The sequence below is a fragment of the Bacillus sp. PAMC28571 genome (assembly GCF_014250435.1).
Classification (GTDB): domain Bacteria; phylum Bacillota; class Bacilli; order Bacillales; family Bacillaceae; genus Bacillus; species Bacillus safensis.
This window is the reverse complement of sequence record NZ_CP060191.1, coordinates 758,406-777,847: the sequence shown is the minus strand read 5'-3', so window position 1 is coordinate 777,847 and position 19,442 is coordinate 758,406. Positions and strand designations below refer to the sequence as shown.

Annotated in this window: 21 protein-coding genes and 1 pseudogene; 7 read left to right on the top strand and 15 right to left on the bottom strand. The window is 40.7% G+C overall.

Features of this window, described 5'->3' with window-relative positions; all coding sequences use genetic code 11:
* The first annotated feature begins 1 nt into the window (after position 1).
* Positions 2 to 448, top strand: a complete 447-nt coding sequence (locus tag H7F25_RS03575; RefSeq protein ID WP_024425498.1) for a ferritin-like domain-containing protein — start codon at positions 2 to 4, stop codon at positions 446 to 448.
* Positions 449 to 645: 197 nt separating this feature from the next.
* On the opposite strand, the gene H7F25_RS03570 is transcribed toward H7F25_RS03575, so the two are convergent.
* Genes H7F25_RS03570 through H7F25_RS03560 form a run of 3 tightly spaced genes read right to left on the bottom strand, consistent with a single transcriptional unit; the run spans position 646 to position 2,368 of the window.
* Positions 646 to 1,056, bottom strand: a complete 411-nt coding sequence (locus tag H7F25_RS03570) for a DoxX family protein (protein ID WP_024425497.1) — start codon at positions 1,054 to 1,056, stop codon at positions 646 to 648.
* Between the two features lie 57 nt (positions 1,057 to 1,113).
* Entirely contained in the window at positions 1,114 to 1,953 is an 840-nt protein-coding gene (locus H7F25_RS03565; RefSeq protein ID WP_185854221.1) for a M56 family metallopeptidase, read from the bottom strand.
* Positions 1,946 to 2,368 (bottom strand): BlaI/MecI/CopY family transcriptional regulator, encoded by a 423-nt coding sequence (locus H7F25_RS03560; RefSeq protein ID WP_024425495.1) that lies wholly within the window; start codon positions 2,366 to 2,368, stop codon positions 1,946 to 1,948. The genes H7F25_RS03565 and H7F25_RS03560 overlap by 8 nt, the downstream gene beginning before the upstream one ends.
* A 268-nt stretch (positions 2,369 to 2,636) precedes the next feature.
* On the opposite strand from H7F25_RS03560, the gene H7F25_RS03555 reads away from it, so the two are divergent.
* The gene (locus tag H7F25_RS03555; RefSeq protein WP_024425494.1) at positions 2,637 to 3,782 is read left to right on the top strand and encodes an AbrB family transcriptional regulator; all 1,146 of its coding nucleotides are present in this window, start codon (positions 2,637 to 2,639) and stop codon (positions 3,780 to 3,782) included.
* A 38-nt stretch (positions 3,783 to 3,820) separates the two neighbouring features.
* Here H7F25_RS03555 and lepB read toward each other — a convergent pair whose 3' ends face one another.
* Both lepB and H7F25_RS03545 read right to left on the bottom strand, forming a co-directional pair.
* Positions 3,821 to 4,333: a signal peptidase I gene (gene lepB, locus H7F25_RS03550; RefSeq protein ID WP_024425493.1), complete on the bottom strand. Its 513-nt coding sequence runs from the start codon at positions 4,331 to 4,333 to the stop codon at positions 3,821 to 3,823.
* Positions 4,333 to 4,950 carry a TVP38/TMEM64 family protein gene (locus tag H7F25_RS03545; protein ID WP_024425492.1) on the bottom strand — a complete coding sequence of 206 codons (618 nt, stop codon included), beginning with the start codon at positions 4,948 to 4,950 and terminating at the stop codon, positions 4,333 to 4,335. Before H7F25_RS03545 ends, lepB begins: the two co-directional genes overlap by 1 nt.
* Positions 4,951 to 5,106: 156 nt before the next feature.
* Here H7F25_RS03545 and H7F25_RS03540 point away from each other — a divergent pair, with 156 nt between their 5' ends.
* Entirely contained in the window at positions 5,107 to 5,469 is a 363-nt protein-coding gene (locus H7F25_RS03540; protein WP_185854220.1) for a YhjD family protein, read from the top strand.
* A gap of 71 nt (positions 5,470 to 5,540) precedes the next feature.
* Here H7F25_RS03540 and H7F25_RS03535 read toward each other — a convergent pair whose 3' ends face one another.
* From H7F25_RS03535 to H7F25_RS03505, 7 genes are all read right to left on the bottom strand, one after another.
* A complete protein-coding gene (locus H7F25_RS03535) occupies positions 5,541 to 6,494 on the bottom strand; it encodes an LCP family protein (protein ID WP_185854219.1) in 954 nt (317 codons plus the stop codon).
* Positions 6,495 to 6,631: 137 nt separating this feature from the next.
* Positions 6,632 to 7,576 (bottom strand): siderophore ABC transporter substrate-binding protein, encoded by a 945-nt coding sequence (locus H7F25_RS03530; RefSeq protein ID WP_185854218.1) that lies wholly within the window; start codon positions 7,574 to 7,576, stop codon positions 6,632 to 6,634.
* Between the two features lie 21 nt (positions 7,577 to 7,597).
* Complete coding sequence (locus H7F25_RS03525; protein WP_185854217.1) at positions 7,598 to 8,356, bottom strand: iron ABC transporter ATP-binding protein; 759 nt, start codon at positions 8,354 to 8,356, stop codon at positions 7,598 to 7,600.
* The gene (locus tag H7F25_RS03520) at positions 8,347 to 9,297 is read right to left on the bottom strand and encodes an iron chelate uptake ABC transporter family permease subunit (RefSeq protein ID WP_024425487.1); all 951 of its coding nucleotides are present in this window, start codon (positions 9,295 to 9,297) and stop codon (positions 8,347 to 8,349) included. Before H7F25_RS03520 ends, H7F25_RS03525 begins: the two co-directional genes overlap by 10 nt.
* Complete coding sequence (locus H7F25_RS03515; RefSeq protein ID WP_024426541.1) at positions 9,290 to 10,240, bottom strand: ABC transporter permease; 951 nt, start codon at positions 10,238 to 10,240, stop codon at positions 9,290 to 9,292. The genes H7F25_RS03520 and H7F25_RS03515 overlap by 8 nt, the downstream gene beginning before the upstream one ends.
* Positions 10,241 to 10,401: 161 nt before the next feature.
* Entirely contained in the window at positions 10,402 to 10,680 is a 279-nt protein-coding gene (locus tag H7F25_RS03510) for a barstar family protein (protein ID WP_185854523.1), read from the bottom strand.
* Positions 10,681 to 10,744: 64 nt separating this feature from the next.
* Positions 10,745 to 11,914, bottom strand: coding sequence for an MFS transporter (locus H7F25_RS03505; protein ID WP_185854216.1), 1,170 nt, complete (start codon positions 11,912 to 11,914; stop codon positions 10,745 to 10,747).
* Positions 11,915 to 12,059: 145 nt separating this feature from the next.
* Here H7F25_RS03505 and H7F25_RS03500 point away from each other — a divergent pair, with 145 nt between their 5' ends.
* Entirely contained in the window at positions 12,060 to 13,499 is a 1,440-nt protein-coding gene (locus tag H7F25_RS03500) for a MocR-like pyridoxine biosynthesis transcription factor PdxR (protein WP_044335813.1), read from the top strand.
* A gap of 30 nt (positions 13,500 to 13,529) precedes the next feature.
* Here H7F25_RS03500 and H7F25_RS03495 read toward each other — a convergent pair whose 3' ends face one another.
* A complete protein-coding gene (locus tag H7F25_RS03495) occupies positions 13,530 to 14,012 on the bottom strand; it encodes a hypothetical protein (RefSeq protein ID WP_024425482.1) in 483 nt (160 codons plus the stop codon).
* Between the two features lie 299 nt (positions 14,013 to 14,311).
* Positions 14,312 to 14,890: a competence protein ComK gene (locus tag H7F25_RS03490; protein WP_024425481.1), complete on the bottom strand. Its 579-nt coding sequence runs from the start codon at positions 14,888 to 14,890 to the stop codon at positions 14,312 to 14,314.
* Between the two features lie 289 nt (positions 14,891 to 15,179).
* Between H7F25_RS03490 and H7F25_RS03485 the strand changes: the two genes are divergently transcribed.
* Positions 15,180 to 15,416, top strand: a complete 237-nt coding sequence (locus tag H7F25_RS03485; RefSeq protein ID WP_008348804.1) for an IDEAL domain-containing protein — start codon at positions 15,180 to 15,182, stop codon at positions 15,414 to 15,416.
* 56 nt (positions 15,417 to 15,472) lie between these two features.
* Here the strand turns inward: H7F25_RS03485 and H7F25_RS03480 are convergent, their stop codons facing one another.
* Positions 15,473 to 16,333 carry an SDR family oxidoreductase gene (locus H7F25_RS03480; protein ID WP_185854215.1) on the bottom strand — a complete coding sequence of 287 codons (861 nt, stop codon included), beginning with the start codon at positions 16,331 to 16,333 and terminating at the stop codon, positions 15,473 to 15,475.
* Positions 16,334 to 16,474: 141 nt separating this feature from the next.
* On the opposite strand from H7F25_RS03480, the gene H7F25_RS03475 reads away from it, so the two are divergent.
* Together H7F25_RS03475 and H7F25_RS03470 are read left to right on the top strand one after the other, a co-directional pair.
* Positions 16,475 to 18,007 (top strand): FAD-dependent oxidoreductase, encoded by a 1,533-nt coding sequence (locus H7F25_RS03475; protein ID WP_185854214.1) that lies wholly within the window; start codon positions 16,475 to 16,477, stop codon positions 18,005 to 18,007.
* Between the two features lie 80 nt (positions 18,008 to 18,087).
* Positions 18,088 to 19,395, top strand: a pseudogene (locus H7F25_RS03470) (globin-coupled sensor protein); the annotation flags it as partial.
* Positions 19,396 to 19,442: the final 47 nt, after the last annotated feature.

Here is a 19,442-nt window from a genome sequence, read left to right as displayed (position 1 = left end):
CATGTATTACAGTTATTATGACTACTCGCCATATGACATGCGCCAAAACACAAGAATCATTTCAGATCTTGAAAAAGCAATCAATGGTGAATATTCTGCGATCCAATGCTACGAAAAACTTGCCCAAAGAGCAAAAACTCCTGAGGCAAAAAAAATCATTCAAGAAATACGCCAGGATGAAGTCAGACACTATCAACTATTTTCAAAGCTATATTATTCTTTAACAGGTAAAAACCACAAACCAAGCATAACAGAACCTTGTCCAGATCAATTTAGAGAAGGGCTTCTTTTCGCATTTAAAGATGAACAAAGAACGGTCGATTTTTACTTAACGATATCAGATTATGTCCGGGATCAAGGAACAAAAGAGCTGATGAAACGTATCGCTCAAGATGAACAGCAGCATGCTGTATGGTTTTTATATCTTTTAACGCACCATGTGTCTTAGATAGTCCTATTTTAATAGGAGATCGTATGTTCCGTCAAAAAATGAAATTGTCTTTTTATTCATTCAATCTATAAAATAAAGGAAGGATTCTCAGCAAACCTCTCATCTCTTTCACTTTTTCAAACGTGAAAACGACAATTTGATAAATAAAAAACTCCTCTGCCACAAATAGCAGAAGGAGTTTTTTTCATGATCGTTTAATGAAATTTTGCTTCATTGCTTTGCTGCTGATGTTTTAGCATCCCATCAATGGACAGCATCTTACTGCCGCTAAGTGTTAAATAAAGCGCCATGACAAGCAGCGATAGTTCAAATTCATAACCGCCCACAAATCCTTTAGAAAAACCAACCGTCATAATCGCCACAGCCATAATGGGTACAAATAAGGCTGCGAAAATACGTGTTCCTAGACCTAAAATCAAGGCGATACCACCGACCAGTTCAATTGTCTTCACAATATAGGCCATAAATTCCGGTATACCGATTTGTCCAAAGAATGCCGCTGTTCCTCCCAGACCTCCTTGATATGCCTGAAGTCCGTGTAGAAAGAAGATGATACCTAAAATAACACGTACGAAAAGTGTTCCTATTTCTTGATTTGTTTTCATATAGTGATTTCCTCCTGTTTTTACACTACATAATGTAATGTTAATAAGTAAAAAAAATTAGTAATTTAGATTAAGCATAATGATTAAGGCCACCATGAGAATCGTTGATGTGACAATGGGAATGATGGGTACATTGAAAGGAATATTGTATGTTGGGTTTAAGATCTTCTGTATTCTTAAATTCAATGCCCGATCTCCAAAGGATACCGCAAACTTCGTTTGTTTTTGAAACTGCGTTCTCTTTTTAATCAGTTTCAAAAGGGCTTGCCCTACTCCAAGCTCAGTGCCTGTCTGCCGAATCGCGTAGTCATCTGCGATCACTTCACGAAAAACGGAATAGCTTTGTCTCATATGCTTTAACACTGGAATGTACCAAATCACTTTTGTAAGCATTGAGAATGTGAAAGCCTTTAAAGGATCGTAGCTGTATTTGTGGTGCAATTCATGATGAACAACAGCATCAATTTCCTCTTCATCCAGCATGTCCATGAGAGATGTTGATAAGTAGACCTTTGGATGAAGCATCCCCATGGCAAAAGCAAGCGGTTCATGACAATGAAACACAATGATGTCATTTGCATATTTTTCAGATAAAGATTCGGTCGACTGGTAATCGACTGCAAGCATCAGATTTTGCTTGAATTGAATGTATGTTTTGATTTGCTTCGTCATATAAAAAATTGCAAATCCCAGTGTGTAGAGGACTAAAGCATCTAGAAAATATTTAAAAGGAGTGAATCCATAGAATTCGAGAACAGACTGGCATACATGAATGAGATTATATGCTTGATTCCAGCCAAAAAAGCTTGAAAGCACGTAATACCCCATCTGATAAAAAATCGTTAAACCAATCAATATACCGCTTAAAAATAGCAGGCTCGATTTCATTTTATTCATTTTGCTGCTCCTCTTTTTTGGATGCCAGCCTTGCTTCAAGCACTTTGAGTAATTCAGGGTCAGCACTTTCAATTGCATCCACCATATGATTCACTGCCAGTGGACCAAAATCGTCCATCAGCCCTTGCGTAATCCATTTTGTCTGCTCATTTAGAAATTCTTCTTTTGTTAAAATGGGATTATAAATAGATGAACGCCCTTTTGTTTTCTTCTCGACAATTCCCTTTTCGGTTAAGCGGTTCAGCACAGTCATCACTGTGTTGAAATTAATCGGCTTTTCATCTGACAGCTTCTGCTGCACTTCTTTAATCGGCATATCCTCACCTTGATAAAGGATTTCCATAATTCTTCCCTCTAAAGGACCGAAAAAACGATTCAATCCCTTTTCATTATATTTAAAAGAAGGAATTTTCATGTAATCACCTCACACACTAAGCATTGTAGTGCAATTGAAAATGATAGTCAACTGATAACTAAAATAGGGGAAAATCGTTGTATATTGTTTTTGTTTTTGGTAAAAATTATATCTTTACTTTTATCAAGAGGCTATCTCGCCTTTGATAAGATAATCTTATGAAAAAGGTAAAAAAATTCGTATTTTATTTATAAAGACTTTTGTATTATAGTAAAGATAACAACATTTCACTTACTGAACAAATTTATAGGAAGAAGGTTTACATGTGATGAAACAAGGAAACAGCCTTCGAACCGATCTCATTTTGATCGCGATAAGCGGTTTAGGTGGATTTCTTTTGTCTTTAACAGGAATGTCTATTGGCTGGATGGTCGGTACATTAATCACAGCTGCATTTATTGCCATGCGACGTCCCACCCTGTTTCAGCGTAAAGGAAACAACACCTTGCGTATTCACAGCAGATGGCTACTCCTTGGTCAATTCATTCTCGGAATCGAACTCGGACAGAAAATGAACATGAAAGTTCTTCATATTTTCGCTGAACATTGGCTCCCTGTGAGTTTCATGCTCGTTTTTTCTATTCTACTGGCGATGCTCTCTGGCTTTGCCTTATGGAAGCTGAGTAAAACAGATATGCTGACCAGCTTTGTCGGAACAGCCCCAGGCGGTTTATCTGCTATGCCAGGGATTGCCCAAGAGGTTGGAGCAAATACAGCCGTTGTCAGTCTCGTACAAACAACACGTGTATTAATGGTGGTACTCACCATCCCATTTACGGTGTTCTATTTAAATACAAAAAATCCAGCGGATGCAGCTGCAGGCGTGCAAGGGAGCGCCTTTTCATCCGGCGTTTTCACCCTGTCAAATATCTCGTGGACTGCTGCACTTATTTTAGGTGCCTGGCTTATGTCACGCCTCGCGGTTCGGCTTCATTTCCCTGCCCCTTGGCTGATTGGCAGCATGTTAGGAGTTGCAGCTCTTCAAGTAGGTGCAGGTGCGCTCATAGGTCATGATTTGATTCCTTATTGGCCAGCACAAGCGAATATCGCATCACAGGTATTTCTCGGTGCAACCATCGGTTCAAAAATGAATAAACAGATGTTTGTCGGGCTAAAAAACACGTTAATTGTAGCCGTCGTCAGCTCAGCTGGATTGATTGCTGCAACGGTTCTCAGTTCAATTGCCATTGCAGAGGTCACAGGCATTTCTGTCATTACAGCCATTCTTGCCTTTTCGCCTGGCGGTATTGCAGAAATGGCAACAACAGCAGTCACACTCCATGAGGACTCAACCTTTGTAGTAGCTGTACAAGTCGTTAGAATCATTCTTGTCATTGCGATGCTGCCACCGTTTTTTCGATTCTTACATCATGTCTGGGCAAAAAGACATCCTGAATATAAAGCCGCAAAATAAAAAAAGAGACGCTTTGCATGTGCAGAGCGCCTCTTCTTTTATTCATCCTGATTTCTTTTGACACCAACTACTTGATCCTTTGAAATCGTTCCAAAATGCCGGCTGTCGAAGCTATGTATTCGGTTATCTCCGATTACGAAGTAATGGTTTTTTTTGATTTTATCTTGTCCTGTGATGGCTTTCAGCTGAAAATCTCCTGTCAGGACATTCCCCATTTTATGTTTTTTCTGCTCTTTTAAATAGGGTTCTTTCCATTTTTCCCCATTAACAAATAACTGATCATCTACATACTTGATCGATTCTCCTGGGAGCCCAATGACCCTTTTGATCAAAATTTGATTTTTAGGGCCGTGAAATAACACATAATCAAACCGGCTAATTTTCGTGAGTTTTGGCGAGAACTTGTTGATTAATAATTCTGTTCCATCTGTAAATGTGGGGTCCATACTAACCCCTTCTACTTTATACTTCACAAACATGAAATTCTTTACCTGGAACAATAAGACGATGCATGTAATAATCATCAACCATAGCAATGGCTTCTTTTTCATTAAGAGCCTCCTTTGTCCTCACGCTTGCTCATTCGAATGTTCAACCTATTTTCTACTCTCTTTCCAACATACCATAATAAAACGATAACTAGAACCGCAAAAACACTTCTTAACGGATTCTTTACTAAAGCAGAAAGATCATAACCAATAAAACTAATGATAAAGAGCATGACACACTTACCAGCTAAAGCAGCTAATGAAAATTGCCACATGCTAATTCTTGATAAGCCTGCGACAACATTGACAGCCGCAGAAGGTGTAAAAGGAAAGCAGAGTAAAATAAATAACGGACCAAATCCCCGCTTCTCCACCCAAAGCATTAATTTCTTAATGGAAGGGTGTCTGCTGATAAAGTTCAGCATTCTCATCTGTCCAAATTTTCTGATCAGTAAAAAGACAAGAATAGAACCTGCACTTGCACCGATCCAGGTTAATAAAAAGCCTTCCCAAAGGCCGAATGCATTCGCATTTGCCACCGCAAACGCCACGAGTGGTAAAAACGGAAGAAATGCTTCAATCAGAGGAAGCAATATAGCGACAATTGGTCCAAAGGCCTTGTAGCTTTCAAAAAATGATGTGATATTTTCATGAGTAAATAGAGAAAGAAATGATGTCAACTTGTTTGACTCCTTCAAGGTTTGTCTACATTTCATTTTACATGGAAAACATAAAAATATACAAATGAATCCCACTCGCCCCCTTGAGATTGTTTGACTCATTCGATATAATAAATAAGAACATTTGTTCTATTTTTAAAGAAAGCAGGCTTGGACATGACGAGACTATCAAGAATACAGCTTCAGATGATGGAACAGGCCATCTTTCTCCCAATGGTCATCTCCATCCTCAATCGTGATCTGACACACTTAAAAAAACATCAAACATTTAAATTAAATGAACCATACATTCAGCTTGTGACCTCCGTGTTAAAGGAAGCACAGAAAGCACTTTACGAACTGAAGCAGCATTTACGTAAAGAAAATATGAAGGTACAGAAAATTGAACACGATGAAGGATTTACAACGTATCTATTTATCATAAATGGCTATGAAGAAAAGCATAAATACTTTAATCCGCGTATACGTCACCGGGTAGAGGAACTGCTGACTGGATATTTTCTGCATCAAGCAAATTAACTTCTTGCTAAAATGCGGCGTGGTACCCATGCAAAGAAAAAAGCCTGCCGCGGCGGCAGGCTCCTTCTTATTTATGATAATTCAAGCTGTTTTCTCAGCTCTGTTCTAACTTCTTCTAATCCTGGTCCATCTAACTCAAAGTAATACACATTCCCAGGCTGATAATCATGGCCCTTTAGCTGAATCGTATCCACTGATTTCAATGAGCTCAGTAATGGAAAAAGACCGATGAACTGCTTCATGGAAAGATTGGTTGAGACATTATCACCAAGCGTATCAATGATGTTGTCATATGACGGGATCGAAGAAATCGATTTAGATTTTTCGAAGATGGCTTGAAGTGCCTCCATTTGACGTTTTCCGCGCATGAGGTCACTATCTGCTTTTCTCGTTCTCACAAAGGCTAAAGCTTCTTCACCATTTAACGTATGTGTTCCTGTTTGCACATGAACTTTCCCTTTTGAATCCTTTTCCATTTGTTTTGCGATACCTTCATCTTTAATCGTTACGTCAATTCCATTTAGCTCATCCACAATGTCTTGAAACGCCTTAAAGTTCCCTGAAATCACATAGTCTACAGGAATGTTCAACAAGTTTTCGACCGTTTTGACTGACAAATCTGCACTCCCAAACGCATGGGCGTGAGCAATTTTATCATATCCTCTCCCCGGTATATCCACATAAGCATCACGAGGAATACTGAGAAGCTTAATGGTTTTGTCTGTTCGATTCACCGCCGCCAGTAAGACCGCATCACTTCTTGCTTCGTCTACCGTTTCACCTGGACGGCTGTCAATTCCAAGCAGCAGCACCGAAAAGCTGTCCTTTCCTGGATCAAAAGCTTTCACACGCTTTTGCGAGGTGTCTCCTCTTTCTAATGATACTTGCGCCTTATTCGACGCTTTTGAAATTTTATAGTATGCGTATCCAGTCACGGACACTGCCATCACCATGACAAATGCCATGATAAACAGCACGGCTTTTACCCAAGGCCTTAGTCTTCTTTTTGCTCTTTTTTCCTTCATCCTTTCCGAACCCTCACTCTATCTTAGTCTATCAATGTAGGTTCCACTATAACATATTTTGATGAAAGTTTCCTGCATGCAACATATTTTTATGAATCCACAATAAAAAGCCGCTCAAGATGAGCAGCTTTCGTCCATTATTTTTGGCTAATTCCTTGTTTTACTTCATCAATCATGGCAGTGAATGATTCAAGACCGCCGCCAGATAAATACCACATGTCAGAGTTCAAATACACCACATGGTTGTTTTTGACTGCTTTCACTGATTTCACATAATCATTTTCAACAAGCTGTTTCGCAGACGTTTCTTCTCCGATCGCTGCGCCTCGGTCAACGACAAATAGATAATCTGGGTTCGTTTTGACCATGTATTCATACGAAATGCTTTGTCCGTGTTTATCAGATGGCTCAAGCTTTTGATCTGCCGGTGTGATCCCAAACACATCGTGGATGAGACCGTATCTTGACTTAGGACCAAAGGCTGTCATTTTGCTGTCGTTCGCCATGATTACCAGTCCATTTTTCTTTAACTCTTTTGCTTCTTTCTTTAAAGCATCCACTTTTTGATCAATGGCAGCTAGTTCTTCTTTGACTTTGTCTTCTTTATCAAAAATCTTGCCTAAAGTTGTGGCATTCTTTTTAAATGATTCCATATAATTGGCATTGTCTACATCCATATAAATCGTAGGGGCAATTTTAGAAAATTCATCGAATGCATCTGCTTGACGGTGCTGGATAATGATTAAATCCGGCTTGATTTCTGCAATTTTTTCAAAGTTCGGCTCTTTTAATCCGCCGACATTTTCATATTTGTCTCCTTCATATTTAGATAAATATTTAGGCACCACTTGTTTCGGTAAAGCTGTTACATTCACACCTAGTTTGTCTAGCGTATCAAGGCTTCCCATATCAAACACAACCACTTTTTTCGGGTTTTTCTTGATCTTTACACCATCTTTATTCAGCATGTCTTTTACCGTCACAGTTTCTTCTTTAATTCCTTCTGTTTTTCCTTGATTTCCGCAGGCAGCGAGTACCACGATCGCTGTTAATACAGTCATCATCCATATCCATTTTTTCATACGTGATCACCTCTTTATTTTTTAAGAAAAATATAAGCAAATACGCTCACCGCGAATAACTTCAATCGGTATGCGCATGTCATAAATTTGTTCAAGTGCATCTGTTTGAATCACTTCGTCCACTCCACCTTCTTTAATAACCTGTCCATCTTTTAAGGCGACGATATGATCGGAATACACAGAAGCAAAGTTAATATCATGAAGAACCACAACAATTGTTTTCCCAAGATCTTTGACGAGCTGCTGAAAGAGCTTCATCATCTCGACAGAATGATTCATATCCAAATTGTTTAAAGGCTCATCTAAGAAAATATAATCTGTATCCTGCGCCAGCACCATTGCAATAAAGGCTCTTTGTCTTTGTCCACCGCTCAGTTCATCTACATATTGATGCTGGATATCAGCAAGCTTCATGTATTGGAGGGACACATCGATCATCTTCTCATCCTCTTTAGTCAGACGGCCATGTGAGTAAGGGAAACGGCCAAAACTGACAAGCTCCCGAACGGTCAGCCGCACATTCATATGATTGGCCTGCTTTAAAATACTCATCTTCTTCGCAAGTTCCTGCGGAGGGTATGCGCTATATGGGTTGTCTTCTAAATAAGCTGCACCTGAGTCTGGCTGAATCAGCCGGCTCATAATGGATAAAAGCGTGCTTTTCCCCGCACCATTCGGACCAATGAGAGAGGTCAGCTGTCCCTTTTTCACACTGATTGTTGTGTCGTGAAGCACTGTTTTTCCGTTATACGTCTTACTGACGCCCTTCATCAAGACCATGAACGACTCTCCTTTAACAGTAAATAAATAAAATACAGTCCGCCGACTAAATCAATCAACACACTAAGCGGCGTTTGAAAAGTAAATACCTTTTCTACAAGAAATTCCCCGCCTACAAGGGCAATCACACTAATAAAAAAAGAGCCTAATAGCAAGTATGTATGCCGGTATGTCCGAAAAAGCTCTCGTGCGACGTTTACGACGAGTAAGCCGAGGAACGTAATCGGTCCGACAAGTGCCGTTGCGATAGACACAAGGACAGCTATTACGATCAGCATCTTTTTTGTGACACTGTCGTAGTCAATGCCTAGATTCACCGCATGCTCCTTACCAAGAGACATGACATCTAATTTGGAGCGGAATGTCCAAATGTACACACACAGCGCCGCAAATAAAACAGAAGCAATCAGTAAGATGTCCGTGTTCATGTGATTAAAGCTTGCAAAGGATTTATCCTGTACGACTTGATATTCATTCGGATCGATCAGCATTTCCATAAACGAAGAAAGACTTTTGAACAATGTCCCAAACACAATTCCAACAAGCAGAAGCAAGAAAATATGTTTATTTTTGCGTTTGAACATGACTGTATACAGCAGCACAGAAAATAGAATCATCAGCCCAACGCAAAGGAAAAAATTAAAATTCTTATTGACGATCATTAAATGAGTCGACCCAAACACATAAATAATCGCTGTTTGCAAAAACAAGTACAGTGCGTCTAAACCCAATATGCTCGGCGTTAAGATTCGATTGTTGGTCAAAGTTTGGAAAACAACAGATGAAAAGGCAATCGCGCCTCCCGTTAATGTCATCGCAAGCACTTTCTTTAAACGACTTGGGACTGTGTACGGCCAGTACCCCATTTGAAAGGTAATAAAAATTACGATCAACACGGCTGCAATGGCTGCAATCAGGCATAATATACGTTTCTTATGCATAGCGTTTCCTCCTTAATAACATGTACAGGAAGATCGCACTTCCGATGATGCCTACCATGAGTCCAACTGATATTTCATATGGATAAATGATCACCCTTCCGAGCACATCACAAATCAGAACAAAAATAGCTCCTAGTAAAGCTGTATGCGGGAGGCTTTTTTTCAAGTGATCGCCGCGGTAGATCGATACAATATTCGGAATGATTAATCCAAGGAATGGCAGCATTCCGACAGTTAAAATGGTGACAGACGTAATCATTGAAACGATCACCAACCCAACCGCCATCACACGTTTATACGTTAAACCTAAGTTAACGGCAAAGCTCTCGCCCATGCCTGCCACTGTAAAGCGGTCAGCATATAAATACGCAATGATCAATAGTGGAACGCTCACATAGAGCAGTTCATAACGCCCTTGGACAATAAGAGAAAAATCTCCTTGAAGCCATGCGGATACGTTTTGAATCAAATCATATTTATAGGCTATAAACGTAGATATTGAACTGACAATCCCCCCAAACATTAAGCCGACTAATGGTACATAAATCGTATCGTTCACCTTAATATGCCGCAGGATTTTTAAGAAAAGAAGATTCCCAGCTAAAGTAAATAGAAACGCAATCCCCATTTTCATAAGCGGATTCACATGTGTAAAAACAAGCATTGCTACTAAAATACCAAGCTTCGCCCAATCCATCGTTCCTGCAGTGGTTGGTGAAACAAATTTATTCCTCGTCATGCTTTGCATAATAAAGCCGCATAAACTAAGGCTCATACCAGCAAGCACAATACTCACGAGACGCGGGAGGCGGCTTGAAACTAACGTGTGCACTTGTTCATCTGTTAAATGAAACAGCTGTAAAATGGACAGATCCTGTACACCGACAAACAGAGATATACATGCCAAACATACAAATAACAAACTTAATTGATACAATTTCATACAGGTTTCTCTCTTTCTATCAAGCTCTATCCGCCACAAATGATTATCATTATCAATTAAGCGACAGTTCATATATTATCACATCTAGTGAAATATTCAATAGCGGTATGAAAAAGACGCAAACTCAAAAAAACAGCCTGCGGCAGCGGCTGCTTTTTTCATCATGATTGAATATTCAATTGAAATTGTCCCTTCAATTCCTCTTCTGCTTCTTGAAATAACTGACGCAAGTTCTCAGCATAATCACCAAGAGCGTCTTTGCTCGTTTGAAAATTCACCCATGTCAGTTCTACTGGAAGAGCCACCTCTCCTGTCAAACAGTCCCAAAGGGCATCAAGATTTTTTCCGTAATAGTCAGGAAGGTGTAAAACTGTTTTTAGCTGGTCATGAAGCTCTTCTTGCGACCTGCACGCTGCACCGTCAAGCTGCACTTTTTTCATGTTCATTTCCCCTCTCCTCTCTATATTTTAAACGAATTGGAGGAGAAAGAGAAAGATGGACATCTTACTTTTGTTTCTGCCTGATACCTGAGATCAAGAGAATGAGGCAGGCAGCCAAAACGATCAAGAAAAAGAGGGTTAACACGATCTGAGTACCATACATATCAGCGAAGAGGCCAACAAAGACACTCGGAATACCAAGCCCTAAATAGGCAAACAAGTAATATCCTGCAACGGCTCTAGCCGCCTCCTTTTTCCCTCGCTCAACAATGAGCTGAAGGCCACCTAAATAAGTAAATCCATAGCAGGCAGTACCCGCCAGCATCGTTCCGGCAAGCACAAGGAAAATAGATCCGCTGTTTGCACCGTATAGTAAGAGGCCATATCCGCATGGAAGACAGATAAACCCCAAAAGGAGCGCTGTGCTGCTATTCATCTTACGCACAAAGGGCTGCATCAGGACACCTGCCATATTAATTAAAAAGAGCGCTGGCCCTACCCACAATTCATAACCATTTAGTTTAAGCTGTGCTGGCAAGATCGAAATGACAAGGCCGCACACCGACCATGCGATAGCAATGGCTGCATTCGCCGGCATTGTTCCTTTTGGAAATCTTGGCATGTTCATCATCGGTTTGCCTGTATCTCCTTGGACAGGCGGCACAAATAAGAAGACACCCATCATGGTTAAGATTAAAAAGGCCAGCACAATCCAATAGCTAAGCGGCGTGAGCGACACACGCTGAAAAGAAAGAAGTGCTGTAAAAAGAGCACCGCCCCCAAATCCAACCGAACTGCATAGTGCAATAAAAGTTGGAATCCAGCCTGACTTCTCTGGATATAAAGCAATCAAATATGCGGTGCATGTTCCAACACTAAGACCAAGTCCGACACCTTGCAAGAGCCGGGCAGCAAAGAGCACCTGTATGGAAGGGTGTACAATCATCAACAAGGTGGCACATAACGAAAAGCCAAGCGCAACCAATAAAATCGGTTTGCGTCCAGCTCGGTCAGAAATGCCGCCAAGAAAAAGCAAAACTGGAATAAGTCCGAAGACATACGCGGCAAATACAAGTGCTGTTGCCGCCTTTCCGTACCCTGCTTGTTCTGCATACGCCGTATAAAGGGGCACTTGCAGATTCACAGCAATCGTAATCATAAAAAGACCAAGTAAAACGAAAATAAACGGGATGATGGATAGGTGTGCCGTTTCTTCTTTGGATGCTGAAATCATTTGACTCTCTCCTCTATGTCATTGCATATGAGAACAGTGTACACACCATTTGGCTTACTTCCTACATCCAAAAATGACACTATTGACCAGTCCATAATTCCGTGTCATCATCAACTTATGATGTGAAAACGAGAGAAGGTGCACGATGTATATTCATTTAGACCGTTCAAGCGCTACTCCGCTCTGGCAGCAAATCGTGACTGAGATCATTCAAAAAATTCATACACAAAAACTGCATCCTGACGATCAGTTAACACCGACAAGAGTGTTAGCACAGGAGCTGAATGTATCAAGATCAACCGTACAGCTTGCCTATGATGAGCTGCTGGCAAGGGGTTACGTGAGCACATCTAGAAGAGGTGGTACAAAGGTCATTTCAAGCGATCAATATACAGCTTCCCCTCCCCATCAAAGTGAACCGCCTTTCTCACCTCCGACAAGACCTCACTTTGAAGAGGCCGAAAAACAAATGGATCATTGGCTGTCAGCCAATCAATTTCATGAGAAGCTTGATATTGATTTTCGTCATCAGGAGCCAGCCATCGATGCACACTTTCAAAACATATGGAAGCGCTCGCTCATGAAAGCATTACAGCGATTAGATATGAAGGATTGGGGCTATTCCTCTTCGCATGGATTATGGGAGGTGCGGTCAAAAATACGACAATATTTATCTGTTGAACGCGGGATTGATGTAGAGGAAGATCAAATGGTGCTAACAGGTGGCACGCAGCAAGCCATTGATTTGATTTCACAGGTATTGCTAAAAAAAGGTGATACAGTGGCTGTTGAAGATCCAGGTTTCCCTGGGGCAAGGCTGTCGTTTATGCATCGCGAAATGAACATTCATCCCTCACCAGTTGATGAAGAAGGAATGGTGGTGAATACATTGCCCCGGCGAACAAAACTGATTGCTGTGACGCCCTCCCATCAGCGTCCAACTGGAGTATGTATGAGTGTAAACAGAAGGCAGCAGCTGCTGAAGTTTGCTGTCAGCCATCAGTCTTATATATTAGAGGACGATTTTGATGGAGATTATCGTTACCATGGCGGGCCGCTCCCTTCCCTATTTTCAGAAGCTCCCGAGCATGTCATTTACATCTTAAGCTTCTCAAAGGTGCTGGCACCTGGCATCCGCTTAGCTGCCATTGTCGGCTCCAGAGCAGTCATGAAAGAAATTGCCGCACTGCAATCACTCATTCAAAGGCAGCTGCCCATTATGGAACAAATCACACTCGCTTCTTTTTTCAAAGAAGGGGAATTCACGCGGTATGTCAGGCGAATGAGACAGCTGTATAAAAAAAGACAGGCAGCCATGATGGAAGCCCTTTTGACACATCACTTTGACAAACACTTCCGTATCTATGGAACCGATACGGGCCTTCATGTCTTTTTAGAAGGAGCGCAAGACTTTGATGAAAAAGGAAGCATTGAGGCAGCAAAAGCAGCTGGTGTTGGCATTTATCCGTTAAGTCCTTATTGTTTTGAAAGCAATCGAAAGGGATTACTGCTAGGATTCGCCTGTACGGACGAAAACATGATTCAAGAGGGCGTCCGCCGTTTAAAGAAAATACTTCACATTTAAAAAAGCCTGGAAGGTTTACTTCCAAGCTTTTTAAGATGATTGCTGAATCTGACCTACTTCTTCAATAAATGCGGCTGTCTGCTGCAAGCCATCCTGAAAATGATGGGTAGCGGAAATAAACAGCTTCTCTTGATCGGGATGCTTCAAGAGCTTTTCCACCTTACTGATGCCTTTTTCAAAGGAAGCAAGTCCTGTCTTTAATTGTTGATCGGCCTTTTGATAAGCGGCTGGAACTTCTTGATGATCCAGCCCTTTTTGAATCACACGATCAAATGCTTTCGTCGCTTCTGTCAATTTTTTATTTGTTTGGATTTTTCCATGTCCATCTGAGATAAACTGATCTGTCATATTTTCATATGCTTTATTTAACTCATCCATATAAGACTGCACCCATTGTTCATAAGCAGCTTCTTTTGTGTCTTGCTTTGAAGGCGGCTGACCTGCTTGCTGACAGGCTGCTAGTAATGTCAAAGTTAGGATAAATAGCAGCACCAAATGTGATTGTTTTTTCATACAGAGCCTCCATTTCTTCATCCCATTCGTTCATATCGGTCAAATATAAGCATCCTTTACCACATAAGATTTCTTTTATTGTAACAGACAAGCTCGTGTCACTTCTGTGATTTATGAGTAAATGGATGAAAATACGTCAAAGGATCCACATTTCCCTGTCATTTTCCAATACAACCAATAGACGACGAGACATACGTATTTGGTTTCAATGAGTTCATCTTTATGATGTAGCGGCGTCTTTTTACATTGCATTCATGCTTGATAAGAGATCCAGCGGCTGCTCTGCCGCTGGCTTTTGACTAATATCTGTTACGAAGCTCCCTTAATATAAAATCGTATACGAGATTGAGCTGCTGTTCCTTTGGATACAGCATAAATTCTTGTTTCTTCGGAAGACCACCATCAAGACGATCTTGAAATTTCGTTCGGAGATATGCTGTCCGGTGCACCTGACTCTCAAATGATTTATATGAGACATCAAGTTTGACGGTTTGCTCATTTGTAAAGGTGACCACCGTGTCTCCGAGGGATGATTCTTGGAAGGTATGAATGTATTTGTGGGAGATCCAGCCGCACTGAGGACGGTTGGATGAATAAGTTGGGAAGAAATACAGATGATTGGATGAGTCAATCACAATTGGAGGTTTATGAGATATTCCTGTTACTTCGTATGTTCCCGCCTTTCTGCCTGCATAGCTTGAGCCGAAGAATCTGCAGCTGCGTTCAATAATTTGCAGGGGCTTTAATTCAACGTAAAAGCTTGTCTCTCTTTCTATGACTTTTGAATATACTCTTTTTCCTTCTTCAACTGGAAGGACCGCCATTGTTGTTTGATTAATGACGTATGAATCTAAAGGTGTTTCACTAATTCCTGACACTTCATTTCCTCCTGTGTTAATATTTGGTTATTTAAGATACTATTAATCTATCACCAACATATAAGAAACGACAGGATTTTTTCAAAATTTATTAAAAATCATCTTTTTATCATATTTTTTAGTCCATTCGATCTATCGAAAAGCCATTTTTAAAGATATATCACATCCTGTCGATTGGACAAGAGATGTCGATTCTGCTCAAAAATAAATTGTCTAAAAATTATAAATTCTTGTTGATTTTTTCTCCGCCAATCCATATACTATAAAAAAGGCATCGGGGGGATTCTTTATGAAAGAGAAAAAAACGTATGCTGAGCTCATGAAGTCCCGCAACACCCAAAAAACCGAAGAAAACGGCGTCACCATTTTAGACATCTATATTCAAATGGTTTTAGATGAGGCGCTTTATAAACAGCGCTTAACCTTCCTAAGAGAAGAGATTGATAAGGCACTGGATCAGCGTGATGAAAAGCGATTCAATGACTTGTCAGCTCAATATGCAGAACACTGCTTACATCAATCATGATGATTTTACTTGCGGCAAAGAGACAGCAACTCGTCTCTTTACCGCAAGTTTTTTGTTTATCCATTTAAAATGGTCCCGCCATTCACATGCAGCATTTGTCCATTCATATAAGATGAGTCTTCGCTCGCTAAAAATAAATAACTTGGCGCAAGCTCTACTGGCTCACCAGGACGCTCCATTGGGACATCTCCGCCAAATTCAGAGACTTCTTTTTCCGTAAAGGTTGAGGGAATCAGCGGTGTCCAAATAGGACCGGGAGCTACTCCATTTACTCTAATCCCTTGTTTAATGAGCGATAAGGATAATGATCTCGTAAAGGTTACGACGGCCCCTTTTGTGGATGAATAATCGATCAATGTTTCATGCCCTTTATAGGCGGTGACAGATGCTGTATTAATGATGCTGCTTCCTTTTTTTAAATGAGGAAGAACAGCCTTTGTTAAATAAAACATGGCAAAAATATTCGTTTGAAACGTCCGAAGAAGCTGATGCGAGGTAATTTGCTCAATGCTTTTTTGCGGATGCTGTTCCCCGGCGTTATTCACCAAAATATCAATGGAACCGAAGGCATCTTTTGTTTTTTTGACGACCTCATTTGAAAAAGCCTCATCCCCTAAATCACCTGCAATTAAGATGACACCGCCTCCCGCTTTCTCAATATAGTCCTTCGTCTCCTCGGCATCGCGATGTTCACTTAAGTAAACAATGGCGACATTCGCACCTTCCTTCGCAAATAAGACAGATACTGCTCTTCCGATCCCGCTGTCTCCACCTGTCACAATGGCTGTTTTTCCTGCTAACTTTTTGTTCTTCACCTCACGATCAAAGACAGGTCTAGGGTTCATTTTATATTCAAGACCCGGACGTTCATTTTGGTGCTGAGGCGGCAATGTTTTCTTCGGCTGCTTTGTTGACACGTAGTCCACTCCTTCCTTTTATCTTGTTTATTTTTATGTGCTGGCGGCTTTTTTATGTATGGCGCCCCTGTTTCCTTTCAGATGTATGATTTTCAGCATTGTGGAAAAATTATACACAACAAGTCAAGTGGAGGCGACAACATGGAACAAGAACATAAAGGAATGGAACAGGCAAAATCGTTATGGCTGGCGGACAGTCAGAAATATTCTTTCCCTGCTGTCAGTGAAGATCTCACAGCAGATGTGATCATTGTCGGCGGCGGTATTACCGGTATCGCTGCGGCGTTTGAAATGACAGAACGAGGACTAGATGTGATCATCATCGATGCCGAACAATTGCTGCAAGGCACAACCGGACACACAACGGCTAAAATCACCTCACAGCATGATGTGTACTATTATGAGCTGATTCAACAAATTGGGATGCCAAAAGCACGTTTGTATGTAGAAGCAAATGAGAAAGCAAAAGACCTCATTCAAGCTCGTATCAAAGAGCACGACATTGATTGTCAGCTAGAGATAAAAGATGCTTACCTTTATACAAAGGAAGAAAGCGGTGTAAAAAAGTTAAAGAAGGAATTAGATGCCTACAAACAGCTTGGTATTGACCGGGAATGGAAAACAAAGCTTTCTTTTGACGCTGACATCAAAGCAGCCCTTGCGATGACGAATCAGGCACAGTTTCATCCCCTTCATTATCTCAATGCGCTAATCGACAAGCTCCTAGAGCGAGGTGTACGTATCTTTGAACAAACAACCGCTGTTGATGTAAAAGAAGGGAACCGGCCTGCTGTCGTCACAAAAAGCGGACATCATCTGACAGGGCGCTATGTCATTTCATGCTCACACTTTCCTTTTTATGATGGAAAAGGACTTTATTTCACCCGAATTCATCCAGAGCAATCCTATGTCGTAGCAGCTAGAACAACTAAACCACTCCCAGACGGAATGTACCTAGGAATTGACCAGCCTGCTCACTCTTTAAGAACGGCAGAATGGCACGGTGAAGAAGTAGTCCTCATCGGAGGAGAAGGCCATAAAACAGGACAAGGCGGAGATGAATCCGCTCACTATGAAGGACTAGAAACGTTTGGAGATGCCACCCTTGGAATAGAAGAAGTGCTGTATCGCTGGTCGACACACGATATGGTCACAATGGATCAAATCCCTTACATTGGCCGCCTGACCAAACACCACCAGAATATCTTTGTAGCAACCGGCTTTAGAAAATGGGGCATGACCACAAGCCACGTCGCAGCCACTCTTATCGGTGATTTAATTGAAGGAAAATCAAATCCATATGAATCAATCTTTACGCCATCAAGACCTGTTACTAACTCTTTCGTCAAAGATTTCGTTAAAGAAAATGCCAATGTCGCTGCCAAGCTGATCAGTGGTAAATTTAAACGAACTGATCAAACAATCGATGATTTAAAACCAGGCGAGGGCGGCATTATCTCGTATGAACATAAAAAGTGCGGCGCCTATAAATCAGAGGATGGGAATGTCTTTCTAGTCGATACAACGTGTACTCACCTAGGCTGTGAAGTAGCTTGGAATAATAGTGACCGCACTTGGGATTGCCCGTGTCACGGTTCACGTTTTTCCATTACTGGAGAAGTAGTAGAAGGCCCTGCTAAAAAACCACTAAAAAGGTCATATAAAGAACAGTAAAATTTCACTCGTTCCCCCTTTAAAAAATCCAATATTATCCGATAAAAAACATAAAGTCTGATATTTTTGATGATTATGGGGGGACAAACACATTGTTATTTAAAAAAGAACCGAAAAGAAAAAACACTGCTTTTTTCACACAGCAGGATGATGGGATAAAACGAATCAACTTCTCGAACAATACGGACATCGCCAAACAAATCAAAATGATTGACCTGACACAGCATGACCTATTGATATTAAAACAGCTCAATCCAATTGTTCAGGATGATATTGCCCATATTGTTGATAAGTTTTATAAAAATTTAGAAGTCGAGTCTTCCTTGATGCATATCATTCAAGACAATAGTTCTGTCGATCGTTTGAAAAAAACACTCCGCATTCATATTAGCGAAATGTTTGCAGGTGTGATTGACGAAGCCTATGTGGCAAAACGCATTAAAATCGCGCAAGTTCATTTACGGATTGGGCTCCAGCCTAAATGGTACATGGCAGCATTCCAAGACCTTCTGCTATCCATTATGGATTTATTCGCTAACCATATCCAAGATTTCAAAGAATATCAGACAGCGGTCAAAGCGACGACGAAAATTTTAAATTTAGAGCAGCAGTTAGTCCTAGATACATTCCAAAATGAATATTCTAAAATTCGTGATGAAGCAGAAGAGCAGCAGCAGGAGCTTCATACAAAAATCACAGAGACTTCAAATTCGCTTGCTTCGCTCTTCTCAAACACAACAAGTGCAGTCGACAAGCTTGTCTCAAAATCGGATGAGATGGCGGACATGTCACAAGCTGGAACACAAATTTCAGCACAGGTCGAAGAAAAATCAATCGGCGGTAAAAAAGAATTAGAAATTCAGCAAACACAAATGAACCAAATTGATGGCAGCATGACAAAGATTGAAACAGAAATTAAACGCCTTGAAGAAATCGCCAAACAAATTGAACAAATCTTTGGGATTGTCACAGGCATTGCAGAGCAGACGAACTTGTTATCTTTAAATGCTTCAATCGAATCTGCACGAGCAGGTGAACATGGAAAAGGCTTTGCTGTCGTTGCAAACGAGGTACGCAAATTATCGGAGGACACCAAGAAAACGGTTTCAACTGTATCTGAACTTGTCAACAATACGAATTCACAAATCGCCATTGTTTCTCAGCACATTGCGGACGTGAATTTACTTGTGACAGACAGTAAAGAAAAAATGACACAAATCAATTCACTCTTTGATGATATCGTCAGCAGCATGAACTTAAGCAAAAACCAAAACGGAAAAATTGAAATTGACCTTCAGACCTTCCTTAACGAATTGAAGGAAGTCAAACAAACGGTATCTCAAGTCGCAAGCTCCGTCGAATCCTTAACAAGCCTGACAAATCGCTAATACAGTCTTTTTTCTTCTGCTTTAGTATAATAGAAGAAAAGATAGAA